Source organism: Streptomyces sp. NPDC001351 (genome assembly GCF_042896045.1).
Taxonomy (GTDB): Bacteria; Actinomycetota; Actinomycetes; order Streptomycetales; family Streptomycetaceae; genus Streptomyces.
In genome coordinates, this window is sequence record NZ_JBIAWS010000003.1 from 773,792 (window position 1) to 797,739 (window position 23,948).

Below are 23,948 nucleotides of genomic sequence, written 5' to 3' on the forward strand. Positions count from 1 at the left end.
GGTGCGGTGCGGGCTCAGGTGCGCAGCCACACCGCGGTGTCCTTCGGCAGGCGCCCCTCGGCATCCAAGGGGCCGCTGGCGAGGAGGAGTTCGGTGGGGGCGGGAAGGTCGACGGGGGTGTCGGCGAGGTTCACCAGGCACCGGGCGTCGGCCCGGGTGAAGGCGAGCGCGCCCTCGGGTGCGGGCAGCCAGGTGAGCGGCCCGTCGCCGAACACGGGGCGCAGCCCGATGGCCGCGCGGTAGAGGGCCAGCATCGAGCCGGTGTCCGCGTCCTGGCGGTCGACGGCGTACGAGGTCCAGCCGTCCGGCTGCGGCAGCCAGGGCTCCTCGCGGCTGCCGAATCCCGCGTACGGCGCCCCGGCCGCCCAGGGCAGGGGCACCCGGCAGCCGTCGCGTCCGGGGTCGGTGCCGTTCGACCGGTAGTGCATCGGATCCTGGATGCGGTCCAGGGGGATGTCGGCCTCGGGCAGGCCCAGCTCCTCGCCCTGGTAGAGGTAGACCGTGCCGGGCAGGGCGAGTGAGAGCAGGGCGGCCGCGCGGGCCCGCCGGGTGCCGAGGGCGAGGTCGGACGGGGTGCCGAAGGCCTTGGTGGCGAAGTCGAAGCCGGTGTCCGTGCGGCCGTAGCGGGTGACCGTGCGGGTGACGTCGTGGTTGCACAGCACCCAGGTGGCGGGGGCGCCCACGGGTGCGTGCTCGGCGAGGGTCTCGTCGATGGACGTACGCAGTCTGCGCGCGTCCCAGGGGCAGGTCATGAAGGCGAAGTTGAAGGCCGTGTGGAGTTCGTCGGGGCGCAGATAGCGGGCGAAGCGTTCGGTGTCGGGGAGCCAGACCTCGCCGACGAAGATGCCGTCGTACTCGTCGGCGACGGCGCGCCAGGAGCGGTAGATGTCGTGGAGTTCGTCGCGGTCGACGTACGGGTGCGGGTCGCGGCCCTCGGTGAAGTCCGGCAGGGCGGGGTCCTTGGCGAGGAGTGCGGCCGAGTCGATGCGGACTCCGGCGACGCCCCGCTCGAACCAGAACCGCAGGATGTCCTCGTGCTCCTGGCGGACGGCCGGGTGCGCCCAGTTGAGGTCGGGCTGTTCGGGGGCGAAGAGGTGCAGGTACCAGTCGCCGTCGGGCAGCCGGGTCCAGGCGGGGCCGCCGAACTGGGACGTCCAGTCGTTGGGCGGGAGTTCGCCGCGTCTGCCGCGGCCGGGGCGGAAGTGGAACAGCTCGCGTTCGGGGCCGCCGAGGAGCGCGGCGCGGAACCAGGGGTGCTGGTCGGAGACGTGGTTCGGCACGATGTCGACGATCGTGCGGATGCCCAGTTCGCGGGCCTCGGCGATCAGCTTCTCCGCCTCGGCGAGGGTGCCGAAGGCCGGGTCGATGGCGCGGTGGTCGGCGACGTCGTAGCCGCCGTCCTTCATCGGTGACAGATACCAGGGGCTGAACCACAGGGCGTCCACGCCGAGTTCGGCGAGGTAGGGCAGTCGGGCGCGGACGCCGGCGAGATCGCCGGTGCCGTCGCCGTCGCCGTCGGCGAAGCTGCGGACGTAGACCTGGTAGATGACGGCGGAGCGCCACCACTGCGTGGGGGCATGGCGGGGCTGTCCCACTGTGCCTGCCTTTCGGTCGGAGGGAGGGCGTCAGCCCTTGGTGCTGCCCGCGCCGATCCCGGCGATGATGTGCTGCTGGAAGAGCAGGAACAGGGCGACCATCGGGATGCTGGCGATCACCATCGCGGCGATGAGCACGGTCAGCTGGATGTTCTGCGACAGCTGCACGAGTGCGACGCTGATCGGCTGTTTGCCGGTGTCGGAGAAGACCATCAGCGGCCAGAGGAAGTCCTGCCACACGGCGACCAGCGCGAAGATCGACACGACCCCGAGCACTGGACGCGACATGGGCAGCACGATCGACCACAGGGTGCGCAGCTTCCCCGCGCCGTCGATCTCGGCCGCCTCCAGGACGTCTCGCGGGAGCCGGTCGAAGAACCGTTTGAGCAGGTAGAGGTTGAAGGCGTTGGCGACGGCCGGCAGCCAGATGGCCAGGGGGTCGTTGAGCAGGCTGGTGTGGATCAGGGGAAGGTCGGCGACGGTCAGGTACTTCGGTACGACCAGGGCCTGGGCCGGGACCATCAGGGTGGCGAGGACGCCGCCGAGGATCAGCTTGCCGAAGGCGGGCCTGAGCCGGGACAGGGCGTAGGCGGCGGCCGTGCAGAGAACCAGCTGGAACAGCCAGGCGCCGGCCGCCTGGACCACCGTGTTCCACAGGTGCTGCGGCAGCTGCATGAGGTCCCAGGCGTCGGTGTAGCCGCCGAGGCGCCAGTGCTCGGGGACGAGCGTGGGCGGGGTCCGCGCCACCTCGTCCGGTGACTTCATCGCGCCGGTCACCATCCAGTAGACGGGGAACAGGAAGGCGAGCGCGAACAGGACGAGGACGACGGTGAACACCGTCCAGTACACGGCCCTCCCGCGCGGGCGGGCCAGCGTCGCCGGTGAGACGAGGGTGCGGGTGGCGCTCATGCGTCCTCCTCTCCGGAGCGGGTCAGACGCAGGTATACGGCGGAGAAGGCGCCGAGCAGCACGAGGAGCATGACGCTGAGCGCGCAGGCGCCGCCGAAGTCGTTGTAGAGGAAGGCGTATTTGTAGATCAGGTAGAGGACGGTGACCGTGGCGTTCTCCGGGCCGCCGCCCGTGATCACGAACGGTTCGGTGAAGACCTGCATGGTCGCGATGATCTGCAGGAGCATCAGCATGAGGATGACGAAACGCGTCTGCGGGACCGTCACGTGCCGGATGCGCTGGAGCAGGTTCGCCCCGTCCAGTTCGGCGGCCTCGTAGAGCTCGCCGGGGATGGACTGGAGTGCGGCCAGGTAGATCAGGACGGTGCCGCCCATGTTGGCCCAAGTGGCTACGACGACAAGGGAGATGAGGGCGGTGTCGGTGCCGTTGGACCAGTTCGAGGTGGGCAGGTGCAGAAAGCGCAGTGTCTCGTTGGCGAGGCCGGCTCCGGGGTCGTAGAACCACTTCCACAGCAGCGCGCTGACCACCGGCGGGATCATCACCGGCAGATACACCACGACCCTGAAGAACGCCTTCCAGTGGCGCAGTTCGTTGAGGACGAGGGCCAGCACGAAGGGGATGGCGAAACCGAGCAGCAGGGCGAGCAGCGTGAAGGTGAGCGTGTTGCGCCACGCGGCCGTGAACTCGGGGTCGTGCCAGACGCGGGTGAAGTTGGCGGTGCCGACCCACTCGGGCGGTGAGCCAGGCGTGTACTTCTGGAAGGCGATCACGATCGCGCGGATCGCCGGGTACCAGGAGAACAGGGCGAAGCAGACGAGGCCGCCGAGGAGGAAGGCGTAGGCGCGGGCCTGGTCGGCGAGGCGGCGCCGCCTCCGGTCCCCTGCCGGGGGCGGCGCCGGGATCGAGGGGACGGCGGCCGCCCGGGCCGTCTGCTGCTCGGCCGTCTTCGTCATGGCGGTCAGCCCCGGGCCAGGATGCCGTCGATCTTGCCGGAGGCGTCCTTCAGCAGCTGGTCGATGTCGGCGTCCTTCTTGGTGAGGACGGCGGAGACGGCGGAGTCGAGGACGGAGTAGATCTGCTGGGCGTCGGGCGGCTCGATCTTCAGCTGGAGGCTGTGGTTGCCGTCGAGGAAGGCCTGGTAGTTCTCCACCGGGACATTGGCGCTGGCCTTCTTGGCCTGCTGGTCCCTGGCGTCGGCGGCGCCGGTGAACAGGCGCGGCTCGGGCAGTCCGACCGGGGCGCCCGCCTTCTTGGCGCGGGCGTAGTCGCCGAGGAAGCCCGTGCCGGGGGTGAGGAACATGTGGTCGAGCCACTTCAGGCCGGCGCGGATCTGGGCGGGGGTGTCGTGCTTGTTGAACATGTAGCCGTCGCCGCCGATGAGCGTGCCCTTGCCGCCGGGCATCGGGCCGAGGGCGAGGTCCTTGTAGTTGCCGCCCTTCTCCTTGACGAGGATCGGGATGTTGTCCGGGGCGGAGAGATACATGCCGAGCTTGCCCGAACCCATCATCTGCTGCACGTCGTTGATGACCAGGAGCTGCTTGCTGCCCATCGAGTCGTCGGCCCACCGCATGTCGTGCAGGTTCCGCAGCACCGCATGACCCTCGGGAGTGTCGATGGTGGCCTGCTTGCCGTCGGCGCTGACGACGTCGCCGCCCTGGGAGTACAGCTCGGCGGTGAAGTGCCAACCGCCCTGGTTCTGGGCGCTGTAGTCGGCGTATCCGATGGTGCCGTTGCCGAGGGCCGCGATCTTCTTGGCGTCGGCGCGGACCTCGTCCCAGGTGGTGGGGGGCTTGTCGGGGTCGAGGCCGGCCTTCTGGAAGAGCCGCCGGTTGTAGATCAGGCCCATCGAGTAGCCGGTGCGCGGGATGCCGTAGATCCTCCCGTCGACGGTGTAGATGTCCCGCAGCTGCTTCTGGAGGGTGTCGTAGCTCTTCAACTCCTTGATGTACGGCGTGAGATCGGCCGCCTGGTGGATGTCGACGACGTGCCTGGCGTCGGTGAAGTACGTGTAGAAGACGTCCTCCATCTGCCCGCCGGCGAGCTTGGCGTCGAAGGTCTTCGGGTCCTGGCAGGGGAACGCGTCGTGCGCGACGACGTCGATGTCCGGGTGCTGCCTCTCGAAGGCGGCGATGTCCTGCTCGAAGAACCCGCGGTCGACCTTGGCGCTCTTGGGTGGCTCGCAGTTGACGGTGATACGGGTCTTTCCGCTCGCCGATCCGTCGTCGCCCGACCCGCAGGCGGAGGCGGTGAGTGCGAGAGAACAGACGCTGAGCGCGAGGAACGTTCGGCGGAACCCGGTGCTTCTCATCGGTGGACCCCTCGTGGCAGGAGCGGTGGGCGCCGCACACTCAAGCACCGCCGACATCCGTCCGCAAGATGTCGCGCAGAATCTGTAAATTTTCGACAGCAGGATGGATCTCAGTGACGAGGGGCTTGAGCGGTCGACCCCCGGACCACCAGCTCGGGCTCGAACAGCAGCTCTTCGGGTGCTACGGAACTGCCGTTGATCTGCGTGTTCAGCAGTTCGACGGCAGCCCTTCCCATGGCCTCGATGGGCTGGCGGACGGTGGTCAGCGGGGGCTCGGTGCAGTTCATGAACGCGGAGTCGTCGTAGCCGACGACCGAGACCTGTGCCGGGACCTCCAGCCCCTTGCGGCGCGCGGCCCTGATCGCCCCGAGCGCCAGGGGGTCGCTCGCGCAGATGATGCCGGTGACGCCCCGGTCGATGAGCCGGGAGGCGGCCGCGTGACCGCCCTCGATCGAGAACATGGCCCGGGCGACATGCTCGTCGGGAAGCTCCCCCACGCTCTGCGCCGCCGCCAGTTTGCGCGCCGAGGGCACATGGTCGGACGGTCCCAGCACCAGACCGATCCGCTCGTGCCCGAGGGACGCCAGATGCCGCCACGCCTGCTCCACCGCCACCGCGTCGTCGCAGGACACGCCAGGGAAGCCGAGGTCGTCGATGGACGCGTTGACCAGCACCACCGGGATGTTGCGCTCGGCGAGCCGGCGGTAGTGGTCGTGCGGGGCGTCGGCCTGTGCATACAGGCCGCCGGCGAAGACGACGCCGGATACCTGCTGTTGCAGCAGCAGCTCCACGTAGTCGGCCTCGGAGACGCCGCCCTTGGTCTGCGTGCACAGCACCGGGGTCAGGCCGAGCTGGGCGAGGGCTCCGCCGATCACCTCGGCGAACGCCGGGAAGATGGGGTTCTGCAGCTCGGGCAGGACGAGACCGACGAGCCGGGCGCGCTCCCCGCGCAGCTGCGTGGGCCGCTCGTAGCCGAGGACGTCCAGGGCACTGAGGACCGCCTGGCGGGTGGACTCCGAGACCCCGGGCTTGCCGTTCAGCACCCGGCTGACCGTGGCCTCGCTGACCCCGACCTTCTTCGCCACCTCAGCAAGTCGTCGCGTCATGTGCGCAAGAATAGCGCAAGAAATGCAAACAGCTTGCGTAATCCCGAAAACGGTCTCTCAGTGGGCGGCCCAGAGGCCCCGGACGTGCCCGAGGTGCCGGGTCATCACCTCGCGCACGGCCTCGCTGTCGCGTGCGAGCAGCGCATCGAGGAGTTCGAGGTGCTCCTCGGCCGAGGCCTTCAGCCGCCCTGTCTCGACCAGGGCTGTCAGTCCGTAAAGCCGTGAACGCTGCCGCAGGTCCCGTACGACTTCCACGAGATGGTCGTTGCCGGCCAGGGCGAGCAGAGCGAGGTGGAAGTGCAGGTCGGCCTCGACGTAGTCGGTGAGGTCGCCTCGCGTGGCCGAGGTGACGATCTCCATGGCGAGCGGGCGCAGCGCCTTCAGGTCGTCGAGGTGGGCGGTGGTCGCGAGGCCGACGGTCGTCGGGATCTCGATCAGGGACCGGATGTGGGTGTACTCGTCGAGCTGTTTCTCGGAGACCTCGGTGACCCGGAACCCCTTGTTCGGGACGATCTCGACCATGCCCTCCTTCACCAGCTCGAGCATCGCCTCGCGCACCGGGGTGGCGGAGACGCCCAGGCGGGGTGCGAGGGCCGGCGCCGAGTACACCTGGCCGGGGCGCAGTTCACCGGAGATCAGCGCGGCCCGCAGCACGTCCACGACCTTCTCCCGGAAGTTGGGCTTCCTGCCGCCGAGCGAGGGAAGGGCGGGGCGGTGCTGCTGGGCCATGGTGATCGTCCTCCTTGGGTTACCGGACATTATCGAGCCGCCTACAGCACGAACCCCGCGGGGAACGGGTCCTCCGGGTCGAGCAGGTACTGGGCGGTTCCGGTGATCCAGGCACGCCCGGTGAAGCTGGGCAGGACGGCGGGGCGGCCCGCCACCTCGGTGGTGCCGAGGAGGCGGCCGGTGAAGCGGGTGCCGATGAAGGACTCGTTGACGAACTCGGTGTGCAGCGGGAGGTCCCCGCGTGCGTGCAGCTGCGCCATGCGCGCGCTGGTGCCGGTGCCGCAGGGTGAGCGGTCGAACCAGCCGGGGTGGATCGCCATCGCGTGCCGGGAGTGGCGGGCGTCGGAGCCGGGGGCCAGCAGATGGACATGGTGGCAGCCGCGGATGGACGGGTCCTCGGGGTGGACGGGCTCGTCCTCGACGTTGATGGCGTCCATCAACGCAAGCCCGGCCGCGAGGATGTCGTCCTTGCGGGAGCGGTCGAAGGGGAGCCCGAACTGGTCCAGGGGGAGGATGGCGTAGAAGTTTCCGCCGTAGGCCAGGTCATAGGTCACCGACCGCCCGTCAGCCAGGGTCGCCTTGCGGTCGAGCCCGACCGCGAACGACGGCACGTTCCTCAGCGTCACCGACCTGGCCGCGCCGCCCTCCACCGCCACCTCCGCGACGACGACTCCGGCCGGGGTGTCGAGGCGGATGGTGGTGACCGGTTCGACGACCTCGACCATGCCGGTCTCGACGAGCACGGTCGCGACGCCGATCGTGCCGTGCCCGCACATCGGCAGATAGCCGGACACCTCGATGTAGACGACACCCCAGTCGCAGTCGGCCCGGGCCGGCGGCTGGAGGATCGCGCCGCTCATCGCGGAGTGCCCGCGCGGCTCGTTCATCAGCAACTGCTTGATGTCGTCGCGGTGTTCGCGGAAGTACAGCCGCCGCTCGTTCATCGTCGCGCCGGGGATGGTCCCGATCCCGCCGGTGATCACGCGGGTGGGCATGCCCTCGGTGTGCGAGTCGACGGCGTGCAGGACGAGTCTGCTGCGCATGGCCTGCCTCCTTGTGGGTTACGCGAGTCCGGCGGCGACGGCCTTCTCGGTGGCGGCGCGGACGGTCGCCTCCTGTTCGGGTAGCAGCGGCATACGGGGCGGCCGCACCGGCCCGCCGTGCCGCCCGACGATGTCCATGGACAGCTTGATCGCCTGCACGAACTCCACCTGGGAGTCCCACCGCAGCAGTGGATGCAGCTGCCGGTAGAGGTGGTTCGCGGTGGTCAGGTCGCCGTCGACGGCCGCGTGGTAGAGCTCCACGCTCGCGGCCGGCAAGGCGTTCGGATAGCCGGCCACCCAGCCCTTCGCACCCGCGATCGCCAGCTCCAGCAGGACGTCGTCGGCGCCGATCAACAGATCGAGTTCCGGGGCGAGTTCGGCGATGCGGTAGGCGCGGCGGACGTCCCCGGAGAACTCCTTGACGGCGTGGATGTACCCCTCTCCGTGCAGCTTCGCGAGGAGTTCCGGCACGAGGTCGACCTTGGTGTCGATCGGGTTGTTGTACGCCACCACCGGCACACCCGCCTTCGCGACCTCCGCGTAGTGGGCGAGCACCGAACGCTCGTCGGCGCGGTAGGCGTTGGGCGGCAGCAGCATCACCGCGTGGCAGCCCGCGTCCCGGGCCTGCTCGGCCCAGCGGCGGGACTCCGCGGACCCGTACGCGGCCACCCCGGGCATGACCCGCTGCCCGCCGATCGCGGCGACGGCCGTCTCGACGACCTTGGCGCGCTCCTCGGGGGTGAGCACCTGGTACTCCCCCAGCGAGCCGTTGGGGACGACTCCGTCGCAGCCGTTCTCGACGAGCCAGGCGCAGTGCTCGGCGTACTTGTCGTGGTTCACCGTGAGGTCGTCGTTCAGCGGCAGCGCGGTGGCGACGAGGACTCCGCGCCAGGGACGGTGGTCGGTCATGAGGATCCTCTCTCGGTCGGGTGCGTGTCCTCGCGGGCGAGGACACCGAGCGGTACGGGACGTGCGAACGGACGTCTGGACGGGTCGAGTCGACACCCGGCGAGCCCGGCGACCGCGGGTGCGCACATCCGGCCCTGGCACCAGCCCATGCCGGCCCGGGTCAGGAGTTTCACGGTGCGGACGTCGCCGGCGCCGAGTTCCGTGACGGCCTCGCGGATCGCGGAGCCGGTGACCTCCTCGCAGCGGCACACGACGGTGTCGCCGGTGATCAGCTCGCTCCAGTGGGCGGGCGGCGCGTACACCGCGTCGAGGGCCGCGGCGAACTCCCGTAGCCGGGTACGGGCCTTGGTGGCCGCGGCCCACTCGCGCGGGTCCGGTGCGCGGCCCGCGAGGCGGGCTGCGGCCGAGCGTCCGGCGATGTGCCCCTCGGCCAGGGCGAGGGCCGCGCCGCCGATGCCGGTGGTCTCGCCCGCGGCCCAGACGCCGGGGACGTCGGTGCGCTGCTCGTCGTCGACCCGCACGTTCATGCCGTCGAGGCGGCAGCCGAGGGTCTCGGCGAGGTCGGTGTGCGGGAGCATGCCATGGCCGACGGCGAGGGTGTCGCAGGGGATGCGGCGCCCGGTGCCGGGCCGGACCCGCCCCTCGCCGTCGAGCGCGGCGACGGTCACCCCCTCCAGCCGCTCGGTGCCGTGCGCCTCGACGACGGTGTGCCGGGTGAGGGTGCGCACGCGGTGCCGGAGCAACCGGGCCGCGTATCCGGCCCCTTCGGCGAGCTTGCCGGGTTGCGCCGCGAGCGCCCGGGACCGTCGTACGAACGCCTTCGGGCCGGCGGATTCGACGAGCGCGGCGATGTCCACGCCGGCTGCGGCGAGCCCGGTCGCGACCGGCAGCAGCAGCGGCCCGGTGCCGGCGACCACGGCGGTGCGTCCGGACACCGCGAGGGTTCCCTTGAGCATGGCCTGGGCGCCGCCCGCGGTGAGGACGCCGGGGAGGGTCCAGCCGGGGAAGGGCAGCACCTTCTCGTAGCCGCCGGTGGCGAGCAGTACGGCGTCGGCGTGCACGGCGGCCGGGTCCTCCTGCTCGGGGCCGAGCAGGGCGTGCACGGTGAACCGGTCCGCATGCCGTTCGACGAACCAGACGTGATGATCCGTCAAGTGCGTTACGGCACCTGCCGTTACGTATGTGTCGAGCCCGTCCCGCAGTCGTTCCCAGGTCCGCCAGTCGTGGTGCAGCGCCTGGGGACGGTGCGCGCGCAGTTCGGCGGCAGGCTGACGGTAGAACTGGCCGCCCGGTTGTGCGGCCGCGTCCAGGAGCGTGACCCGCACGCCGTGCGCGGCGGCGGCCACGGCCGCGGCCAGGCCCGCCGGGCCCGCGCCGATGACGGCGAGGTGAGGCCGGTCAGCCGTCATGGCCGGTCCCCTCCTGGGTGCGGATCGCGTCGCCCGGCTGCAGGGAGACCAGGCAAGCCCGTTGATTGGGACGGCCGTTGACGGTCACCAGGCAGTCGAAGCAGACGCCGATCCCGCAGAAGATTCCGCGCGGGCGGCCTCCGTCCCGGGTGGTGCGCCAGGAGGTGACGCCCGCCGCCCAGAGCGCGGCGGCGGCCGTCTGGCCGGGCAGCGCCTCGATCTCGCGGCCGTCCAGCGTGACCGTGACGGCAGGGCGCGGGTGGGCCTGTGCCAGGTCCAGTGGGGAGCTCACGGCGTCTCCTCGGGGAAGCGGTCGGGGCGGAACGGGGCGAGGTCAAGGTCGGGTGTCTTCGCGGTCAGGGTCTGGGCGATCAGGTGTCCGGTGCCGGTCGCGAGTCCGATGCCCGCGCCCTCGTGACCGCAGGCGTGGAAGAGACCGGGGACGCGGGGGTCGGGGCCGATGGCGGGCAGATGGTCGGGCATGTACGGGCGGAAGCCGGCGTACGAGCGGATGGCGCGGACGTCGGACAGGAACGGGAACAGCCGGGTCGCGCCCGCCGCGAGGGCGCGCAGGGCCGGCAGCGAGAACGACCGGTCGAAGCCGACCCGTTCCCGGCTCGCGCCGATCAGGATCGGTCCCGCGGCCGTGCCCTCCACGACCGGCGAGGTCTGCAGCGCGGCCGAGTCGCTGGCCACGTCGGCCACGTAGTCGGCGGCGTACACCTTGTGGTGGACCATGCGGGGCAGCGGTTCGGTGACGAGGACGAAGCCGCGCCGTGGGAGAACGGGCAGGGAGGTGCCCGCGAGGGCGGCGAGTTCGCCGCCCCAGGTGCCGGCCGCGTTGACCACGGCCGGGGTGTGGATGTCGCCGTTGTCCGTGCGAACTGCCCGTACGCTCCCGTCAGTCGTGCGCAGAACGCCCGTCACCGTCCGGCCGGTGAGCAGGCGCGCACCGGAGGCCCTGACGAGGTGGGCGGCGGCCAGGGCGGGCATGACCTGGGCGTCCTGCGGGTAGTGGACGGCGCCGGGCAGGCCGGGGGCGAGATGGGGTTCGCGCGCGTACAGTTCGGTGCCCGCGACGGTCGTGGCGGTCACTCCGGCGGCTCGCTGCCCGGCGGCGAAGTCCTCCAGCGCGAGGAGACCGCCGGGAGAGGTGGCCACCACCACGCCGCCCTTGGCCTCGTACTCGATGGCCTCCCCGAACTCCTGCGCCAGTTCGGCCCACAAGCGGTGGGAGAGAAGCGCGAGGTCGAGTTCCGGGCCGGGCTCCTTGTCGGAGACGAGGAGGTTGCCCTCCCCCGCTCCGGTGGTGCCGCCGGCCACGGGACCGCGGTCCACGACGATGGCGTCCAGGCCGGCTCGGGAGGCGTAGAGAGCGCAGGCGGCGCCTGTCATGCCGGCTCCGACGATCACGACGTCGCAGGTCAGTGGCTGACTCACAGCAGTACTATGTCACATACCACTGATTCTGAACACGGTGCGCACACACCACCGTGCCGCGGGCACGCTCCGCGTTCGCCGGCAGCGAGATCGACCGATGGGTGCCGTCAGACCCGGCTCCCGGTCGCCGTGTCCGCCGACAGCCGCTGCGCGACGTAGATCGGAACGACCGAGAGCAGGACGAGTACGGCCGCCACCACGTTCACCACCGGTGCCTGCTGCGGGCGGGTCATGTTGTTGAAGATCCAGATGGGGAGCGTCTCGATACCGGGCCCGGCGGTGAAGGTCGTCACCACGATCTCGTCGAAGGAGAGCGCGAAGGCGAGCAGTCCGCCCGCGAACAGCGCCGAGCGCACCAGCGGGAAGGTGACGTCGGCGAAGGCGCGGAAGGTGTGCGCACCGAGGTCCATGGCCGCCTCCTCGTACGAGCCGGCGGTGCGCCGCAGCCTCGCCACGACGTTGTTGAAGACGACGACGATGCAGAAGGTGGCGTGTCCGACGACCACCGTGAACAGGCCGAGACCGACGCCGAGCGGCGCGAGTACCGTGCCGAAGGCCGAGTTGAGCGCGATGCCCGTGACGATGCCGGGCAGGGCGATCGGCAGCACGACCACGAAGGAGACGGCGTCGCGGCCGAAGAACCGGTGCCGGGCCACGGCGAAGGCGATCAGAGTGCCGAGGACCAGGGCGATCGCGGTCGCGCCGAGGCCCGCCTTGACGGACACCCAAAGTGCCGCCCGCGCACCGGAGTTCTGCCAGGCGACGGACCACCAGTGCAGGGTGAGGCCGGGCGGTGGCCAGCTCGCGCTGCGGTCGGGGCTCAGGGAGTTGACGAGGACGAGCAGCAGCGGGACGTAGATGACCGCGAAGCCGAGGCCGGCGGCGATGAGCAGTGCGATACGCGCGGAGCGGGACAGTTGCACGGCAGGCTCCTCTACAGGGCGCTCAGCGCACCCGTGCGCCGCATCGCCAGCAGATACACCACGATGACGACGACCGGCACAGTGCCCAGCGCGGCAGCCATCGGCAGGTTGAGTTCGATGTTGGAGTAGACGACGTTGCCGATCAGCTGGGTCTTGCCGCCGACGATCTGCACCGTGATGTAGTCGCCGAGGCTGAGCGAGAAGGTGAAGACCGACCCGGCGGCGACGGACGGCAGCACCATCGGCAGCACCACCGACCGGAAGGTCCGCCAGCCCCGGGCGCCCAGGTCGGCGGACGCGTCGAGCAGGTTGGCGGGCAGCTGCTCCAGCGCCGTGTGGATCGGCAGGATCATGTAGGGCAACCACAGGTACGTCAGGGTCAGCACCGTGGCCGGCAACCCGAACCCCGGACCGCTCAGCCCGAACGGCTTCAGCATCCAGTCGGCGAGCCCGCCCTCGGACAGGATCAGCCGCCACGCGTACACCTTCACCAGATAACTCGCCCACAGCGGTGTGAGGATGGCGACGACGAGGAGCGGACGCCACCGGGGCCTGGCCACCCGGGCCGTGTAGAAGGCCACCGGGAAGGCGATCACCACGCACAGGGCGGTGACCGCGAGGGCCACGCCGATGCTGCGGAAGACGACCTGGCGGTACACGGGCGTGGTGAACAGCTCGTGGAAGTTGTCGGTCGACCAGACCTTCACCACCTCGGAGGTGAAGGAGTTCGTCGTCCAGAAGGCGGAGGCGAACAGCACGCCCAGCGAGCCGAGATAGAGCACCGCCAGCCACAGCAGCGGCGCCGCCAGCAGCAGGGTCAGCCGGAGGCGGGGGCGGCGGTGCAGCGCCCCCGCGGTCCGGGCCAGTACGGCCATGTACTCAGCCCCTGATCTCGGTCCAGGCCTGGACCCACTTGGCGTAGGGCACGCACTTGACGTCGGTCCGGCCATCGAGGCACTGCTCGATGGGCGTGTTCCAGAAGGCGATGTTCTTCCAGTAGTTCTCGTCGGCGGCGTGGAACGTCGTGCAGAAGTTCTTGTCGCTGGTCAGGTCGCAGGCCTTGGAGTTGGCGGGAGCCTCGCCGAAGTACTCGGCGACCTGGGCGTTGACCTTCGGGGAGACGATCCAGTTGAGCCATTTGTAGGCGCAGTTGGGGTGCTTGGCCTTGGCCGAGACCATCCAGGTGTCGGACCAGCCGGTCGACCCCTCCTTGGGTACGAAGGCCTTGACCTTGGCGCCTTCGCCGGCGGCGAGGTTGGCGATGACCTGCCAGGTGGTGCCGACGACGGAGTCGCCGCTCTTGAAGGCGGAGATCTCCTTCAGATAGTCGCTCCAGTACTCGCCGATGCTCGCGTTCTGTTTCTTCAGCAGGGCGACGGCGGCGTCGAACTGCTTCTGGTCGAGCGCGTACGGGTCCTTGATCTTCAACTCGGGCTTGGTGGCCTTGAGATACAGGGCGGCGTCGGCGATGTAGATCGGCGAGTCGTACGCGGTGACGTGGCCCTTGTACTTCGAAGCGTCGTCGAACACGGCGGCCCACGAGGTCGGAGCCGGGGTGACCTTCTGCGTGTTGTACATCAGCAGGTTGGCGCCGCGGCCGTGCGGGATGCCGTACATCTGGCCCTTGACCGAGTTCCAGCTGCCGTTCTTCAGGCCGCTGAAGATGTCCTTGTAGTTCGGTACGAGCTTGGTGTTGACGGGTGCCGCGTCGCCGGAGGCGATCAGGCGCAGGGAGGCGTCGCCGGAGGCGGAGACGGCGTCGTACTCGCCGGTCTTCATCAGTTTGACCATCTCGTCGGAGCTGGCCGCGACCTTGGAGTCGACCTGACAGCCCGTCTGTTTCTCGAAGGGGGTCACCCAGTCGGCCTTGGGGTCGTTGGAGCCGTCCTCGACATAGCCGGCCCAGGCGATCAGGTTGACCTTGCCCTCGGACCTGCCGAGCTTGGTGGGTGCCTTGAGGTCCGGGGGGTTGAGGCCGGTGGCCGAGGCGCCGCCGCCGTTGCCGGAGGAGCCGCAGGCGGTGGCGGCGAGGAGCAGTGCGGCGGCGCAGGCCGCGACCTGGAGGGTTCGGGTGGGGCGCACGACGTTCTCCCTACGGGACAAGGGGCTTCAGCGGGCGTCGGGGACCTGGACGGTGTGGCGGCGGTGCCATTGCAGGCGCACCCGGGTGCCGCGGTAGGCGGCGACGTCCTCGGCGGAGGTCTCCAGGTTCTGCTGGAGTGCGGTGAGCCGGCCGCCGGCGTCGAGGTCGACGAGGAATCGGGTGGCATCGCCGAGGTAGACGACCTCGGCGACGGTGCCGGTGGCGGTGGCGTGGTCCGGCTGGTCGGCCTCGGCGGACTCCTTGAGGACGCGGATCTTCTCGGGGCGGATGCTGTACAGGCCGGGGGTGCCGACGACGCGTTGCGCGGACTCGCCGTCGAGGAGGTTGGAGGCGCCGACGAAGGAGGCGACGAAGGGCGTCGCGGGGCGTTCGTAGATCTCGGCGGGGGTGCCGACCTGCTGGATGCGGCCCTGGTCGAAGACGGCGATGCGGTCGCTCATCGTCAGGGCTTCCTGCTGGTCGTGGGTGACGAAGACGAAGGTGATGCCGACCTCGCGCTGGAGTTGCTTGAGCTCGACCTGCATCTGTTCGCGCAGTTTGAGGTCGAGGGCGCCGAGGGGTTCGTCGAGGAGCAGCACGCGGGGGCGGCCGACGAGGGCGCGGGCGAGGGCGACGCGCTGGCGCTGGCCGCCGGAGAGCTGGGCGGGGCGCCGCTTGCCGAAGCCTTCGAGGCGGACCTCGGCGAGGGCCTTGCGGGCGCGGACGAGGCGTTCGGGCTTGGGCACCTTGCGGATCTTGAGGGCGTAGGCGACGTTCTGCTCGACGGTCATGTGCGGGAACAGGGCGTAGTCCTGGAAGACGGTGTGCACGTCCCGCTCGAAGGGGGCGAGGCCGGTGACCTCCTGGCCGGCGAGTTCGATGCGGCCGGCGGTGGGGATCTCGAATCCGGCGATCATGCGCAGGACGGTGGTCTTGCCGGAGCCCGAGGGGCCGAGCATGGAGAAGAACTCGCCGTCCCGGATCTCCAGGTCGATCCCGGCCACGGCGGTCGTCTCCCCGAACGACTTCCGCAGATCCTGCAGCCGGATCGCAATTCCCTCCATGGACGGGAACCTTTCTGGCGTTCTCGTACGTTGTTACGTTGCACGAAAAGATATGAAGTCATAGTTCAAAGCTCAAGAGGCCCTTGGGGTAAAGCTTGAGTCAATGCACCAGGTGGTGGCCGTGAACCAGCAGCAGATGAACGGCGGCGCCCGCCGAGCCGTCTTCAGCCCGGTGGACAACCGGGCGCGGGTCGACGCGGTCGTCCGGCGGATCGGCGACGCCATCGAGCTCGGCCTGCTCGCCGACGGTGAGCAGCTGCCCGGCGAGAGCGAGCTGGCCGGGCAGCTCGGCGTGTCCACGGTCACCCTGCGCGAGGCGCTGATGGCCCTTCGCCAGCAGGGCCTTGTCACCACCCGCCGGGGCCGCGGCGGCGGCTCCTTCGTCTCGCTGCCCGAGGTCCCCGGCGAGGAGCGCCTCAAGGTGCGGCTGCGCGGCTGGAGCACCGAGGAGCTGCGCGACCTCGGCGATCACTGGGCGGCCCTGTCGGGTACGGCGGCCCGGCTCGCGGCCGAGCGCACGGAGCCGGACGACCTCGTCCAGCTGAGGCGTACGGTCGAGGAGTTGACCCAGGCGACGGATGCGGCCGCCCGCGGTCGCGTCTACGGCCGCTTCCATGTGGAGCTGGCCGCCGCGGCGCAGTCCGCCCGCCTCACCCGGGAACAGATCGCGCTGCAGACCGAGATCGGGGCGCTGCTCTGTCTTGTGCTCGGGGACGACGAATATCGTGAAGAGGTGGCGGACCGTCACCGCTCCGTGATCTCGGCCGTGCAGGATGGGGCCCACGAAACGGCCAGGGAACTGGCCGAGCGGTGCGTCCAGGACTCCACGGCGCGGCTCGTCGCCCTGCGCCTGACCCTGTAGGCGTCGCGAACGGTCCCCGTCCGCTGGAGGGCGCCCATGAGCCTCGCGACGGCAGCAGCCGGTACGGCACCCGAGGTCGCGGCAGCGGTCCGCTCCGCCCTGGAGAGCGTTTTCGACGCCGTGGCCGCCACCCGCACCGACACCGCTGAGCTGCTGGCCCGGGCGGCCGCCGAGGGCCGCCGCCCCGCGACCGTCGACCTCGCCGCACTGCGCCCCGGCCTTCATCTGCGCCTGGCATGCAACGAGTTGGTGTCCGGCGTCGGCTTCGTCGCCGCGCCGGGGCTGCTCACCGACGTACCGGCCTGGCTGGAGTGGTGGCAGAGCGGCTCCGACGGCGACGTCCGGCCGCTGCTGCTGGACCTCGATCCCGAGCAGTCGGCGTACGCGGACTACACGCACTGGGACTGGTTCGCCCTGCCGCGCGACACCGGGGAGCGTGCGGTGGCCGGGCCGTATGTCGACTATCTCTGCTCCGACGAGTACAGCCTCACGCTGTCCGCGCCGGTGGAGATGGAGGGGCGGTTCGCCGGAGTGGCCGCGGCGGACGTGTATCTGCGGCACTTCGAGGCGGCCGTGCTGCCGATGCTGCGCCGGCTGCCCGGGCCGGCCCATCTGGTGAACGCCCGCGGGCGGGTGACCGCCTCCGCCGACCCCGCCCATCTCGCGGGATCCCTCACGAAGGGGCCGGATTTCGCCGCCGTGCTGCAGCGGGCGCGGCCCGCACTGTTTCGCGGACTGCGGCTGGTCCCCTGCCGGGACATCCCCCTCGTGCTTGTCGTCTCCGCGCCCTGATCCCGGTGGCGGTCAGGCGTCGGGAGCCGGGACCACCCTCAGGTGCGCCGCCGCATGCCGGGGCTTGCGGGCCCGGGGGCGGGCGGGGCGGGTCTCCCTCAGTACCAGCGTCATGCGCGTGTAGCCCATGTCCTGCAGCGTCCTCGGGGTCTCGTCCACCACACGGCAGTCGGTGGCGCCCCAGCGCGGATCGGGGTGCGTCAGGGGGCGTACGGCCCCGTCGTGCGCCACGGCCTGTTCGCCGACCGCCCGGATCCAGTGCGGCAGGCCCTGCCGGTAGGCGGCCTCCATGATCGGGTCCTGGGCGATGTCACGGCGGATCGACTGCAGTCCGTGGTCGTGGCCGTAGCGCTCGACGGCGGCCGCGAAGTGCGCCAGCATCGGCAGGCACCAGCTGGACTCGTGCTCGCCGAGGACGGTGCCCGCGTCCGGGTGGAACAGCACGAATCTGAGGAAGTTGTCGCCGGGCATCGCCGTCGGATGCGGGCTCACCTCACGGAAAAGTGACGCGAAAGCGTTGTTGGAGAGAACGACGTCCCAGCGGTGGTCGAGGACGACGGACGGAAAGGGAACGGACTCCAGGAGGGCGGCGTAGTCCTGTAGATACGCCTGGGCCTCGAGACTCTCGGGGACGGGCCGCGGTGCCGGACGCTGCCCTCCTGCCTGATACGCCATCGGGAGGTCACCCCTCTTGCCTCTGCGGCCTTCACGCGGCGCCTTGATCCTGCGGCCCCGGATCGAGCCGTGTCAACTATCGTGGCATTTCATGCTTGTTGACGGCTGAAATTGGCCACAGTTGTGGCGACACCTGGATGTGAGTTCGAACTTCCCGGTAATCTCCGTCGGGTTCACGGCAACCGCTTGTGAGAAGCCTGTGAGAAACGTAGGAGATCTGTCGGTGACGGATGACTTCGAGAGTCCGGGCACCACGGCTACGACCGCTGCGCTGCCGGCCGTCGTCGCCCGCGTCACCGCGCTCGCCGACCGGCTCGGCGTGCCGCACGCGGAGGTCTTCGACACCGGCCGCCTGTCCGCCGCCTCGGGCGTTCCCGAGCCCGTGGTCAGGGCCCTGCTGAGCGGGCGTCCCGCGGGCGAGCCCGATGTGCAGGAGCGGTTTCTGCAGCGGCTCGACCTGCTGCGGCGCACCCGACTCAAGCCCAACGGGCGCAAGTACACCCAGCAGGAGATCGCCGACGGCGCGGGCATGTCGCGCCAGCAGGCGGGCGCGCTGATCAACGGCGACAGACGCCCCACCATGGAGCACTGCGACGCCATCCAGCGCTTCTTCCGGGTGCACGCCGGATTCCTCACGGCCGAGGACCCCGAGGCCCTGAAGGGCGCCCTGCAGAGCACGGAGCAGGAACTCCTGCACAAGCTCGCCGAGCGGGAGGCGGCCGCGGCCGCCGACGACCCGCTGGAGCGGCTGCTGCAGGACCACGGCGTCCGCGGCATCGCCTGGCGGGCCGCGCAACTGCCCACCGACCAGCACCGCGACAAGGTCGCGGAGTGGCTGGACATGCTCCTGGAGAGCGTCAAGCGGCCCGAGTCGTGAGCCTGGGGAGAGCTGTGGGCATCGGAAGGGACATGCGCCGCCTGTGCGGCGAGCTGGTCGCGGAGCTCGCCCTGCCCGCACCGGCACCGCCCGAGGACCTGTACGGCGCGCTGTGCGAGGCGATGAGCAGACGACGCGGCCGGCCCGTGCACTTCCGCATGGCCGCCTTCCCGACCGGTACGGCGAGCGGGCTGTGGCTCGACATGACCGACCAGGACCTCGTCGTGATCGAGGAACGGACCGCGCCGGACCACCAGTTGGTGATCCTCGGCCACGAGCTGTGGCACATGCAGGCCGGCCACTGCGGCCATCACGTCGAGGGCGCCCGGGTGGCGGCACGCCTGCTCAGCGATGACGCCGATCTGCGGGACACCGTCCGCAAGGTGGCCGCCCGCAGCCGTTTCGACCTCGCCGAGGAGCAGGAGGCCGAGTCCTTCGGCCTGCTGCTGGCCAGCAGGTGCCGTACGTGGCTGGCGGGTTCGGGGGTGCGGGGGCCGGTGCAGCGCGATCACCTGGCGGGGCGGATCGAGGCGTCGCTGGGGTATCTGGGGCCGCAGGGCTGAGTACGCCTCGGTCGGCTCCGGGTGCCAACAGCTCGCGCACCGCCTCTGTGTGCCCCCAACAGGCGGCAGCGCACAACGGCGTGCTCCGCGCCGGTTCCACGGCTTTCGCCGTCCGCCCCTTCCGGATCGGCCCCGGCTCGCACCCTGCGCGACAGCCGCGACCAGCCGGGATGCATCATGTCGCGCTGCGTTCGCTGGCCTCTCTCAGGTCGCGTTCCACGGCGCGGTTCCGGGGGCTGTCGGGGCGGCCGACGCTGGTGGCGGGCCGGCCCTGGACGAGGAGTTCGCGCCAGTGTTCGCGGCTCCAGTCGGCCGGTGCCGTGGTCGACGTGAACTCCTCGACCAGCGCGACGAAGCGCGCGGGGTCGCTGTGGAACGGGAAATGGCCCGCCTGTTCGAAGATTTCCAGGCGGCTGCCCGGCATCGCCTCGTGCGCCCCGTACGCGTGCCGCACCGGCACGACGCTGTCCCGGTCACCCCACAACAGCATGGTGGGCATGCCCTCGGTGAGATAGCACCGGTCGAGCATGGTGACGACCTGGCCGCGCCAGTCGACGACCGCGCGCAGGGTGCGGATGAACGCGTTGCGGGAGGTCTCGTCCGGCAGGGCGTCGACGAGGGTGAGCAGCTCGGGTGCGTCCTGGCCGAGATCGGTGTCCAGGAGCTTCATCAGCCGCACCGCCAGCCCCACTTGCAGCCGCATCCCCGGCAACCGCAGCGTCGACAGCATCAGATGGGCGCCGGGCAGGGAGACCAGCCGCAGCACGGGATTGACCTCGCGTCCCACCCCGCCCGCGCTCACCAGGATGAGCCGCTCGGTGCGCTCGGGGAACTGGTAGGCGAACTGCATGGCCACGCCCCCGCCCAGCGAGTGCCCGACCAGCGTCGCCGACTCGATGCCGAGCGTGGTGAGCAGGTCCCGCACGCCGTTGGCGTACGCGGCCACCGAGTAGTCGGCGCGCGGTTTGTCCGAAGCGCCGTGGCCGAGCAGGTCGGGGGCGATCACGGTGTGCGTGCGGGCGAGGTCGGGGATCAGCTCGGCCCAGGTCGCGGAGGAGTCGCCGATGCCGTGGATGAGCACCAGCGCCGGGCCCTCGCCGGCCATGCGGAAGGCGCGCCGGTATCCGTGCACCATGCGGTACTGCAACTCGAGTTCTCCGTCGCCCACCGGACGCAGTCGTACGGCGCGCACCGGGCGCCGTTGCGGGACGTCGACCACGCACTCGCCTCCCCGTTCCAGGGCCGCGCGCAAGCGGCCGAAAGCCCTTGTCCTCCAGCGTAGGACTGCTTTCCCACAAGGGATTTCGAGGAGGTTTCGCCTCCGCTAAGCGGGCGAACGGACAGGTGCCCGGACCCGATTGTCAGTGGCGGGCGGCAAGCTGGAGTTGCGCCCCCTTGTGCGGGGTGCGACCGACGACGCCGACGCGGGGAGAGCCGACCGATGCCCACTGCCGTACTGACCGACCGCGAGCGCACCGCCGTACAGGCCTACCTGCGGCTCTTGCACACCGTACGAGCCGCGTTCGACGGTCCCCCCGGTTCCTCGCGTGCTCCCGTCGTACCGCCCGCCGTGCTCGCCGAGGCGGAGCAGGCGCTGGCGGCCGCGGGACTGGCGGGGAACGAGGAGGAGTTCTTCCGGCTGCTGCAGAGCTGGTGCCCGGAACCGTGACGGCCGGCGGCCGCCGGGCGGGGGTTCAGCGGGTGTGCGGCACGCTGATCGCCGTCGCCACCAGCCCCCGCTGGACGGTCCAGCGGCCCTCGAAGTGCCCGAGCCGACGACCGCCGACCAGCGGGCCGGGGACGAGGAGTTCGGCGCGGAAGCCGCCGTGCAGCCGCTCGTCGGGGTCGACGAAGACCTCGATGTCGGCCTCGCTGAACTCCAGCCACAGTCCGGTGAGGGGAAACCACGCCTTGTAGACCGATTCCTTGGCGCTGAACAGCAGCCGGTCCCAGTGGACCTGGGGGTGCCGCACGGCCAGGCGGCGCAGCCTGGCCGCCTCGGCGGGCAGGGCCACCGCGTCCAGGACGCCGTCCGGGAGCGGCCGGTGGGGTTCGGCGTCGATGCCGACGGAGGCCAGGTCGGTGGCACGGACCAGCGCGGCGGCGCAGTAGCCGTCGCAGTGGGTCATGCTGCCGACCAGGCCGGGCGGCCAGCCCGGCGCGCCGCGTTCGCCGGGCAGCAGGGGCTGCGCGGGCACACCGAGCTTCTCCATGGCGCGGCGCGCGCAGGCGCGTACCAGGGCGAACTCGCGGCGGCGCTTGTCGACGGCCTGTTCCACGGCCGCCGCCTCCTCGGGGTACAGCGGCGCGGGCTCGCTCCCGTCGTCGCCGTGCACCTCCACGGCCACCACCTCGTCCGGCAGCAGCTCCTCGATCACCGGGCCCCGACCTCCTTCGGCAGCACGCGGCGCAGTCTCCCCGGCGGCTGCGGCCGCTTGCGCCATTCGCGGGGGTAGCCGACGGACACCTCCTCGAAGCGGACACCCTCGTGCCAGGTGGTCCGCGGGATGTGGAGGTGCCCGTACACCATGGTCTCGACGCGGAAGCGGCGGTGCCAGTCGGCGGTCAGTCCGGTGCCGCACCACATGGCGAACTCCGGGTGCCACAGGACGTCGCAGGGGTGCCGGTCCAGCGGGTAGTGGTTGACCAGGACGGTCGGCAGGTCGGCGGGGAGTGCGGCGAGCCTGCCCTCGGTCTCGGCGACCCGGGCCCGGCACCAGGCCTCGCGGCTCGGATAGGGGTCGGGGTGCAGCAGGTACTCGTCGTTGCACACGATGCCGGTGCCGTGCGCGTACTGAAGACCCTGCTCCTTGGTGGTGCAGCCGGCCGGCAGGAACGAGTAGTCGTAGAGGAGGAAGAGCGGTGCGACGGCCACCGGGCCGCCCGGGCCCTCCCACACCGGGTAGGGGTCCTCGGGTGTGGTCACGCCGAGATCGCGGCACATGGCGACGAGGTGCTCGTAGCGGGCGACGCCGCGCAGGGTGACGGGGTCTGTCGGATGGGTCCACAGCTCGTGGTTGCCCGGCGCCCAGATCACCTTGCGGAAACGGCTCGCAAGCGTCTTCAGGGCCCAGCGGATGTCGGCCACGTTCTCCGAGACGTCGCCGGCCACGAGCAGCCAGTCCTCGTCCGACTCGGGGCGCATCGCCTCGACCAGGGCGCGGTTCTCGGCGTATCCGATGTGCAGGTCGCTGATGGCCAGCAGTTGTCCGGCACCACCGGCCGTCGACGTCACCTTCCGCCCCCTCCGTACACACTGCGCATCCGCGGTCTCACGGATGGCACCACGAGAACACATTTTCCGGCTCAGCGACAAGACGGCAAGATCGCTGAATCCGTAACACGTACGTTGCACGCGCGGCCTCTTGGAGGCCGTATGATCGCCCCAACACCACCGCCATGAGCTTCCCTTCATTCAAGGGCGGTTTGGTGACCCTCCAACTCCCCTGCCCGGGCACGGGCCGCTCAGCCCTGCCCGCGAACCGTGAAAGGACGGCCCTGCATGGTCTCTCGCGTACGCGTCTGGCTCAACCGCACGTACGCGGAGAACGTGTTCTTCATGGATCAGCTGCGCCGAAATCCCAGCGATCGCGCCGTGGAGATCCATGCGACGCACGGGGACGCGGACTCCCCCGTGCTGGCCGCCGCCGACACCGCCGACCTGGAGCCGGAGGGACTGTCCCCGGCCGCGTATGTCGAGTACGCCCTCGACCAGTGCCAGCGGCGCGGCATCGACGTGTTCGTGCCCCGGCTGCAGCAGGCGGCGATCGTGGCGCACCGCGCCGACTTCGAAGCGGTCGGTACGGCGCTGCTGGCGCCGCCTCCGGAGGCGGTGGCCGTCTTCCACGACAAGGTGATCGCGTACGAGGCGGTCCAGGCGATCGGGGTGCCCGTGCCGCCGTGGTGGCGGGTGCGGACCGCGGGTGAACTCGTGGCCGCCGTCGAGGAGTTGGAGGCGGGCGGGCACAAGGCGTGCTTCAAGCCCGCGTCCGGCGCGGGCGGCGTGGGCTTCCGTGTGATCACGCGCGCCCCCTTCTCGCTCGTTCACCTCAACGGCTTCCCGGGCCCGTATGTGCCGCTGGATCTGGTCGTGGAAGCCCTGGAGCAGGCCGACGAACCGGTCGACTGGCTGGTGATGCCTCGTCTGGAGCAGCCGGAGGTCTCGGTGGACTGCCTCACCGGTCCTGACAACCGGGTGCGGCTGGCGATCGGGCGCACCAAGAACGGGCGGCGGCGCGGATTCACCCTGCACGAGCAGTGGCTGGAGCCGGCGCGGCGGATCGCGGAGGGGTTCGGGCTGCACTATCTGTCCAACATCCAGTTCCGGATGTTCGGTGACGAGCCGATGTTGATGGACGTCAACACGCGACCCGCGGGCGGGTTGCACCAGCTGTCGCTGTGCGGGGTCAACGCCCCTTGGGCGGCCGTGCAGTTGGCTCTCGGGGAGGACCCGGGGGAAGTGGCTCCGCCGTTCCTGGGGCAGGACTACACGGTGGTGTCGGGTCCGCGGCCGCTGCGGGCGGTTTCGCTGCCGCAGCAGAGGGTGGAGGCGGAGCCTTTGTTGCCGGCCGTGCCTGTACCTGTCGACTCCGTCGAGGTTTCGGCTCAGGTCCTGCCGCTCTAGATCGGCACCGTTGAAGAAGCTCACCGGTATGGACCAA

General features: G+C 70.7%; 25 protein-coding genes and 1 pseudogene. 6 read left to right on the top strand and 20 right to left on the bottom strand.

The genetic code is table 11. The features are described 5' to 3' along the window. Positions 1 to 14 precede the first annotated feature (14 nt). From ACFY1U_RS13770 to ACFY1U_RS13840, 15 genes are all read right to left on the bottom strand, one after another. Complete coding sequence (locus ACFY1U_RS13770) at positions 15 to 1,595, bottom strand: alpha-amylase family glycosyl hydrolase (protein ID WP_390694318.1); 1,581 nt, start codon at positions 1,593 to 1,595, stop codon at positions 15 to 17. Between the two features lie 30 nt (positions 1,596 to 1,625). Beyond that, entirely contained in the window at positions 1,626 to 2,504 is an 879-nt protein-coding gene (locus ACFY1U_RS13775; RefSeq protein WP_390694319.1) for a carbohydrate ABC transporter permease, read from the bottom strand. Beyond that, complete coding sequence (locus ACFY1U_RS13780; RefSeq protein WP_390694320.1) at positions 2,501 to 3,457, bottom strand: carbohydrate ABC transporter permease; 957 nt, start codon at positions 3,455 to 3,457, stop codon at positions 2,501 to 2,503. Before ACFY1U_RS13780 ends, ACFY1U_RS13775 begins: the two co-directional genes overlap by 4 nt. Positions 3,458 to 3,462: 5 nt before the next feature. Then, a complete protein-coding gene (locus ACFY1U_RS13785; protein ID WP_390694321.1) occupies positions 3,463 to 4,812 on the bottom strand; it encodes an ABC transporter substrate-binding protein in 1,350 nt (449 codons plus the stop codon). A gap of 110 nt (positions 4,813 to 4,922) precedes the next feature. Continuing rightward, positions 4,923 to 5,918: a LacI family DNA-binding transcriptional regulator gene (locus tag ACFY1U_RS13790; protein WP_390694322.1), complete on the bottom strand. Its 996-nt coding sequence runs from the start codon at positions 5,916 to 5,918 to the stop codon at positions 4,923 to 4,925. 57 nt (positions 5,919 to 5,975) lie between these two features. Continuing rightward, on the bottom strand, positions 5,976 to 6,647 hold the full coding sequence (locus ACFY1U_RS13795; protein WP_390694323.1) for a GntR family transcriptional regulator: 672 nt from the start codon (positions 6,645 to 6,647) through the stop codon (positions 5,976 to 5,978). Positions 6,648 to 6,688: 41 nt separating this feature from the next. After that, on the bottom strand, positions 6,689 to 7,690 hold the full coding sequence (locus tag ACFY1U_RS13800) for a proline racemase family protein (protein WP_390694324.1): 1,002 nt from the start codon (positions 7,688 to 7,690) through the stop codon (positions 6,689 to 6,691). Positions 7,691 to 7,708: 18 nt separating this feature from the next. Then, entirely contained in the window at positions 7,709 to 8,599 is an 891-nt protein-coding gene (locus tag ACFY1U_RS13805) for a dihydrodipicolinate synthase family protein (protein ID WP_390694325.1), read from the bottom strand. Continuing rightward, the gene (locus ACFY1U_RS13810; protein ID WP_390694326.1) at positions 8,596 to 10,008 is read right to left on the bottom strand and encodes an FAD-dependent oxidoreductase; all 1,413 of its coding nucleotides are present in this window, start codon (positions 10,006 to 10,008) and stop codon (positions 8,596 to 8,598) included. The genes ACFY1U_RS13805 and ACFY1U_RS13810 overlap by 4 nt, the downstream gene beginning before the upstream one ends. Next, positions 9,998 to 10,300: a (2Fe-2S)-binding protein gene (locus tag ACFY1U_RS13815; protein WP_390694327.1), complete on the bottom strand. Its 303-nt coding sequence runs from the start codon at positions 10,298 to 10,300 to the stop codon at positions 9,998 to 10,000. The genes ACFY1U_RS13810 and ACFY1U_RS13815 overlap by 11 nt, the downstream gene beginning before the upstream one ends. Further along, on the bottom strand, positions 10,297 to 11,448 hold the full coding sequence (locus ACFY1U_RS13820) for an NAD(P)/FAD-dependent oxidoreductase (RefSeq protein WP_390694328.1): 1,152 nt from the start codon (positions 11,446 to 11,448) through the stop codon (positions 10,297 to 10,299). Before ACFY1U_RS13820 ends, ACFY1U_RS13815 begins: the two co-directional genes overlap by 4 nt. Before the next feature lie 107 nt (positions 11,449 to 11,555). Continuing rightward, the gene (locus ACFY1U_RS13825; protein ID WP_390694329.1) at positions 11,556 to 12,371 is read right to left on the bottom strand and encodes an ABC transporter permease; all 816 of its coding nucleotides are present in this window, start codon (positions 12,369 to 12,371) and stop codon (positions 11,556 to 11,558) included. Between the two features lie 11 nt (positions 12,372 to 12,382). After that, positions 12,383 to 13,246 carry an ABC transporter permease gene (locus tag ACFY1U_RS13830; protein ID WP_390694330.1) on the bottom strand — a complete coding sequence of 288 codons (864 nt, stop codon included), beginning with the start codon at positions 13,244 to 13,246 and terminating at the stop codon, positions 12,383 to 12,385. A 4-nt stretch (positions 13,247 to 13,250) separates the two neighbouring features. Further along, positions 13,251 to 14,453, bottom strand: a complete 1,203-nt coding sequence (locus ACFY1U_RS13835) for an ABC transporter substrate-binding protein (protein WP_390694331.1) — start codon at positions 14,451 to 14,453, stop codon at positions 13,251 to 13,253. 27 nt (positions 14,454 to 14,480) lie between these two features. After that, positions 14,481 to 15,518 (bottom strand): ABC transporter ATP-binding protein, encoded by a 1,038-nt coding sequence (locus tag ACFY1U_RS13840; protein WP_390694332.1) that lies wholly within the window; start codon positions 15,516 to 15,518, stop codon positions 14,481 to 14,483. Between the two features lie 103 nt (positions 15,519 to 15,621). Here ACFY1U_RS13840 and ACFY1U_RS13845 point away from each other — a divergent pair, with 103 nt between their 5' ends. Together ACFY1U_RS13845 and ACFY1U_RS13850 are read left to right on the top strand one after the other, a co-directional pair. Further along, positions 15,622 to 16,380, top strand: a complete 759-nt coding sequence (locus tag ACFY1U_RS13845) for a FadR/GntR family transcriptional regulator (RefSeq protein WP_390694333.1) — start codon at positions 15,622 to 15,624, stop codon at positions 16,378 to 16,380. 36 nt (positions 16,381 to 16,416) lie between these two features. After that, positions 16,417 to 17,172 carry a cache domain-containing protein gene (locus ACFY1U_RS13850; RefSeq protein WP_390694334.1) on the top strand — a complete coding sequence of 252 codons (756 nt, stop codon included), beginning with the start codon at positions 16,417 to 16,419 and terminating at the stop codon, positions 17,170 to 17,172. A gap of 12 nt (positions 17,173 to 17,184) precedes the next feature. Here ACFY1U_RS13850 and ACFY1U_RS13855 read toward each other — a convergent pair whose 3' ends face one another. After that, positions 17,185 to 17,847 (bottom strand): hypothetical protein, encoded by a 663-nt coding sequence (locus ACFY1U_RS13855; protein ID WP_390694335.1) that lies wholly within the window; start codon positions 17,845 to 17,847, stop codon positions 17,185 to 17,187. 223 nt (positions 17,848 to 18,070) lie between these two features. Between ACFY1U_RS13855 and ACFY1U_RS13860 the strand changes: the two genes are divergently transcribed. Together ACFY1U_RS13860 and ACFY1U_RS13865 are read left to right on the top strand one after the other, a co-directional pair. Next, complete coding sequence (locus ACFY1U_RS13860; RefSeq protein ID WP_390694336.1) at positions 18,071 to 18,724, top strand: helix-turn-helix domain-containing protein; 654 nt, start codon at positions 18,071 to 18,073, stop codon at positions 18,722 to 18,724. A 14-nt stretch (positions 18,725 to 18,738) separates the two neighbouring features. After that, complete coding sequence (locus tag ACFY1U_RS13865; RefSeq protein ID WP_390694337.1) at positions 18,739 to 19,287, top strand: toxin-antitoxin system, toxin component; 549 nt, start codon at positions 18,739 to 18,741, stop codon at positions 19,285 to 19,287. A 43-nt stretch (positions 19,288 to 19,330) separates the two neighbouring features. On the opposite strand, the pseudogene ACFY1U_RS13870 reads toward ACFY1U_RS13865, so the two are convergent. Both ACFY1U_RS13870 and ACFY1U_RS13875 read right to left on the bottom strand, forming a co-directional pair. Further along, positions 19,331 to 19,387 (bottom strand): annotated as a pseudogene (locus ACFY1U_RS13870) (hypothetical protein); the annotation flags it as partial. A 75-nt stretch (positions 19,388 to 19,462) separates the two neighbouring features. Beyond that, a complete protein-coding gene (locus ACFY1U_RS13875; protein ID WP_390694338.1) occupies positions 19,463 to 20,506 on the bottom strand; it encodes an alpha/beta fold hydrolase in 1,044 nt (347 codons plus the stop codon). Between the two features lie 222 nt (positions 20,507 to 20,728). Between ACFY1U_RS13875 and ACFY1U_RS13880 the strand changes: the two genes are divergently transcribed. Further along, positions 20,729 to 20,956, top strand: a complete 228-nt coding sequence (locus ACFY1U_RS13880; RefSeq protein ID WP_390694339.1) for a hypothetical protein — start codon at positions 20,729 to 20,731, stop codon at positions 20,954 to 20,956. Positions 20,957 to 20,981: 25 nt separating this feature from the next. Here the strand turns inward: ACFY1U_RS13880 and ACFY1U_RS13885 are convergent, their stop codons facing one another. Together ACFY1U_RS13885 and ACFY1U_RS13890 are read right to left on the bottom strand one after the other, a co-directional pair. Next, positions 20,982 to 21,665, bottom strand: coding sequence for a 4'-phosphopantetheinyl transferase (locus tag ACFY1U_RS13885; RefSeq protein ID WP_390694340.1), 684 nt, complete (start codon positions 21,663 to 21,665; stop codon positions 20,982 to 20,984). After that, positions 21,662 to 22,522: a metallophosphoesterase family protein gene (locus tag ACFY1U_RS13890; RefSeq protein WP_390694341.1), complete on the bottom strand. Its 861-nt coding sequence runs from the start codon at positions 22,520 to 22,522 to the stop codon at positions 21,662 to 21,664. Before ACFY1U_RS13890 ends, ACFY1U_RS13885 begins: the two co-directional genes overlap by 4 nt. 267 nt (positions 22,523 to 22,789) lie before the next feature. Here ACFY1U_RS13890 and ACFY1U_RS13895 point away from each other — a divergent pair, with 267 nt between their 5' ends. After that, positions 22,790 to 23,911: an ATP-grasp domain-containing protein gene (locus ACFY1U_RS13895; protein WP_390694342.1), complete on the top strand. Its 1,122-nt coding sequence runs from the start codon at positions 22,790 to 22,792 to the stop codon at positions 23,909 to 23,911. Positions 23,912 to 23,948: the final 37 nt, after the last annotated feature.

Bases quoted from the DNA above. Each gene is read 5' to 3' on its own strand.
- ACFY1U_RS13830 (WP_390694330.1), bottom strand. From the start codon at position 13,246: ATGGCCGTACTGGCCCGGACCGCGGGGGCGCTGCACCGCCGCCCCCGC.
- ACFY1U_RS13850 (WP_390694334.1), top strand. From the start codon at position 16,417: ATGAGCCTCGCGACGGCAGCAGCCGGTACGGCACCCGAGGTCGCGGCA.
- ACFY1U_RS13780 (WP_390694320.1), bottom strand. From the start codon at position 3,457: ATGACGAAGACGGCCGAGCAGCAGACGGCCCGGGCGGCCGCCGTCCCC.
- ACFY1U_RS13840 (WP_390694332.1), bottom strand. From the start codon at position 15,518: ATGGAGGGAATTGCGATCCGGCTGCAGGATCTGCGGAAGTCGTTCGGG.
- ACFY1U_RS13805 (WP_390694325.1), bottom strand. From the start codon at position 8,599: ATGACCGACCACCGTCCCTGGCGCGGAGTCCTCGTCGCCACCGCGCTG.
- ACFY1U_RS13810 (WP_390694326.1), bottom strand. From the start codon at position 10,008: ATGACGGCTGACCGGCCTCACCTCGCCGTCATCGGCGCGGGCCCGGCG.
- ACFY1U_RS13795 (WP_390694323.1), bottom strand. From the start codon at position 6,647: ATGGCCCAGCAGCACCGCCCCGCCCTTCCCTCGCTCGGCGGCAGGAAG.
- ACFY1U_RS13775 (WP_390694319.1), bottom strand. From the start codon at position 2,504: ATGAGCGCCACCCGCACCCTCGTCTCACCGGCGACGCTGGCCCGCCCG.
- ACFY1U_RS13855 (WP_390694335.1), bottom strand. From the start codon at position 17,847: ATGGCGTATCAGGCAGGAGGGCAGCGTCCGGCACCGCGGCCCGTCCCC.
- ACFY1U_RS13880 (WP_390694339.1), top strand. From the start codon at position 20,729: ATGCCCACTGCCGTACTGACCGACCGCGAGCGCACCGCCGTACAGGCC.
- ACFY1U_RS13800 (WP_390694324.1), bottom strand. From the start codon at position 7,690: ATGCGCAGCAGACTCGTCCTGCACGCCGTCGACTCGCACACCGAGGGC.
- ACFY1U_RS13895 (WP_390694342.1), top strand. From the start codon at position 22,790: ATGGTCTCTCGCGTACGCGTCTGGCTCAACCGCACGTACGCGGAGAAC.
- ACFY1U_RS13790 (WP_390694322.1), bottom strand. From the start codon at position 5,918: ATGACGCGACGACTTGCTGAGGTGGCGAAGAAGGTCGGGGTCAGCGAG.
- ACFY1U_RS13785 (WP_390694321.1), bottom strand. From the start codon at position 4,812: ATGAGAAGCACCGGGTTCCGCCGAACGTTCCTCGCGCTCAGCGTCTGT.
- ACFY1U_RS13845 (WP_390694333.1), top strand. From the start codon at position 15,622: ATGCACCAGGTGGTGGCCGTGAACCAGCAGCAGATGAACGGCGGCGCC.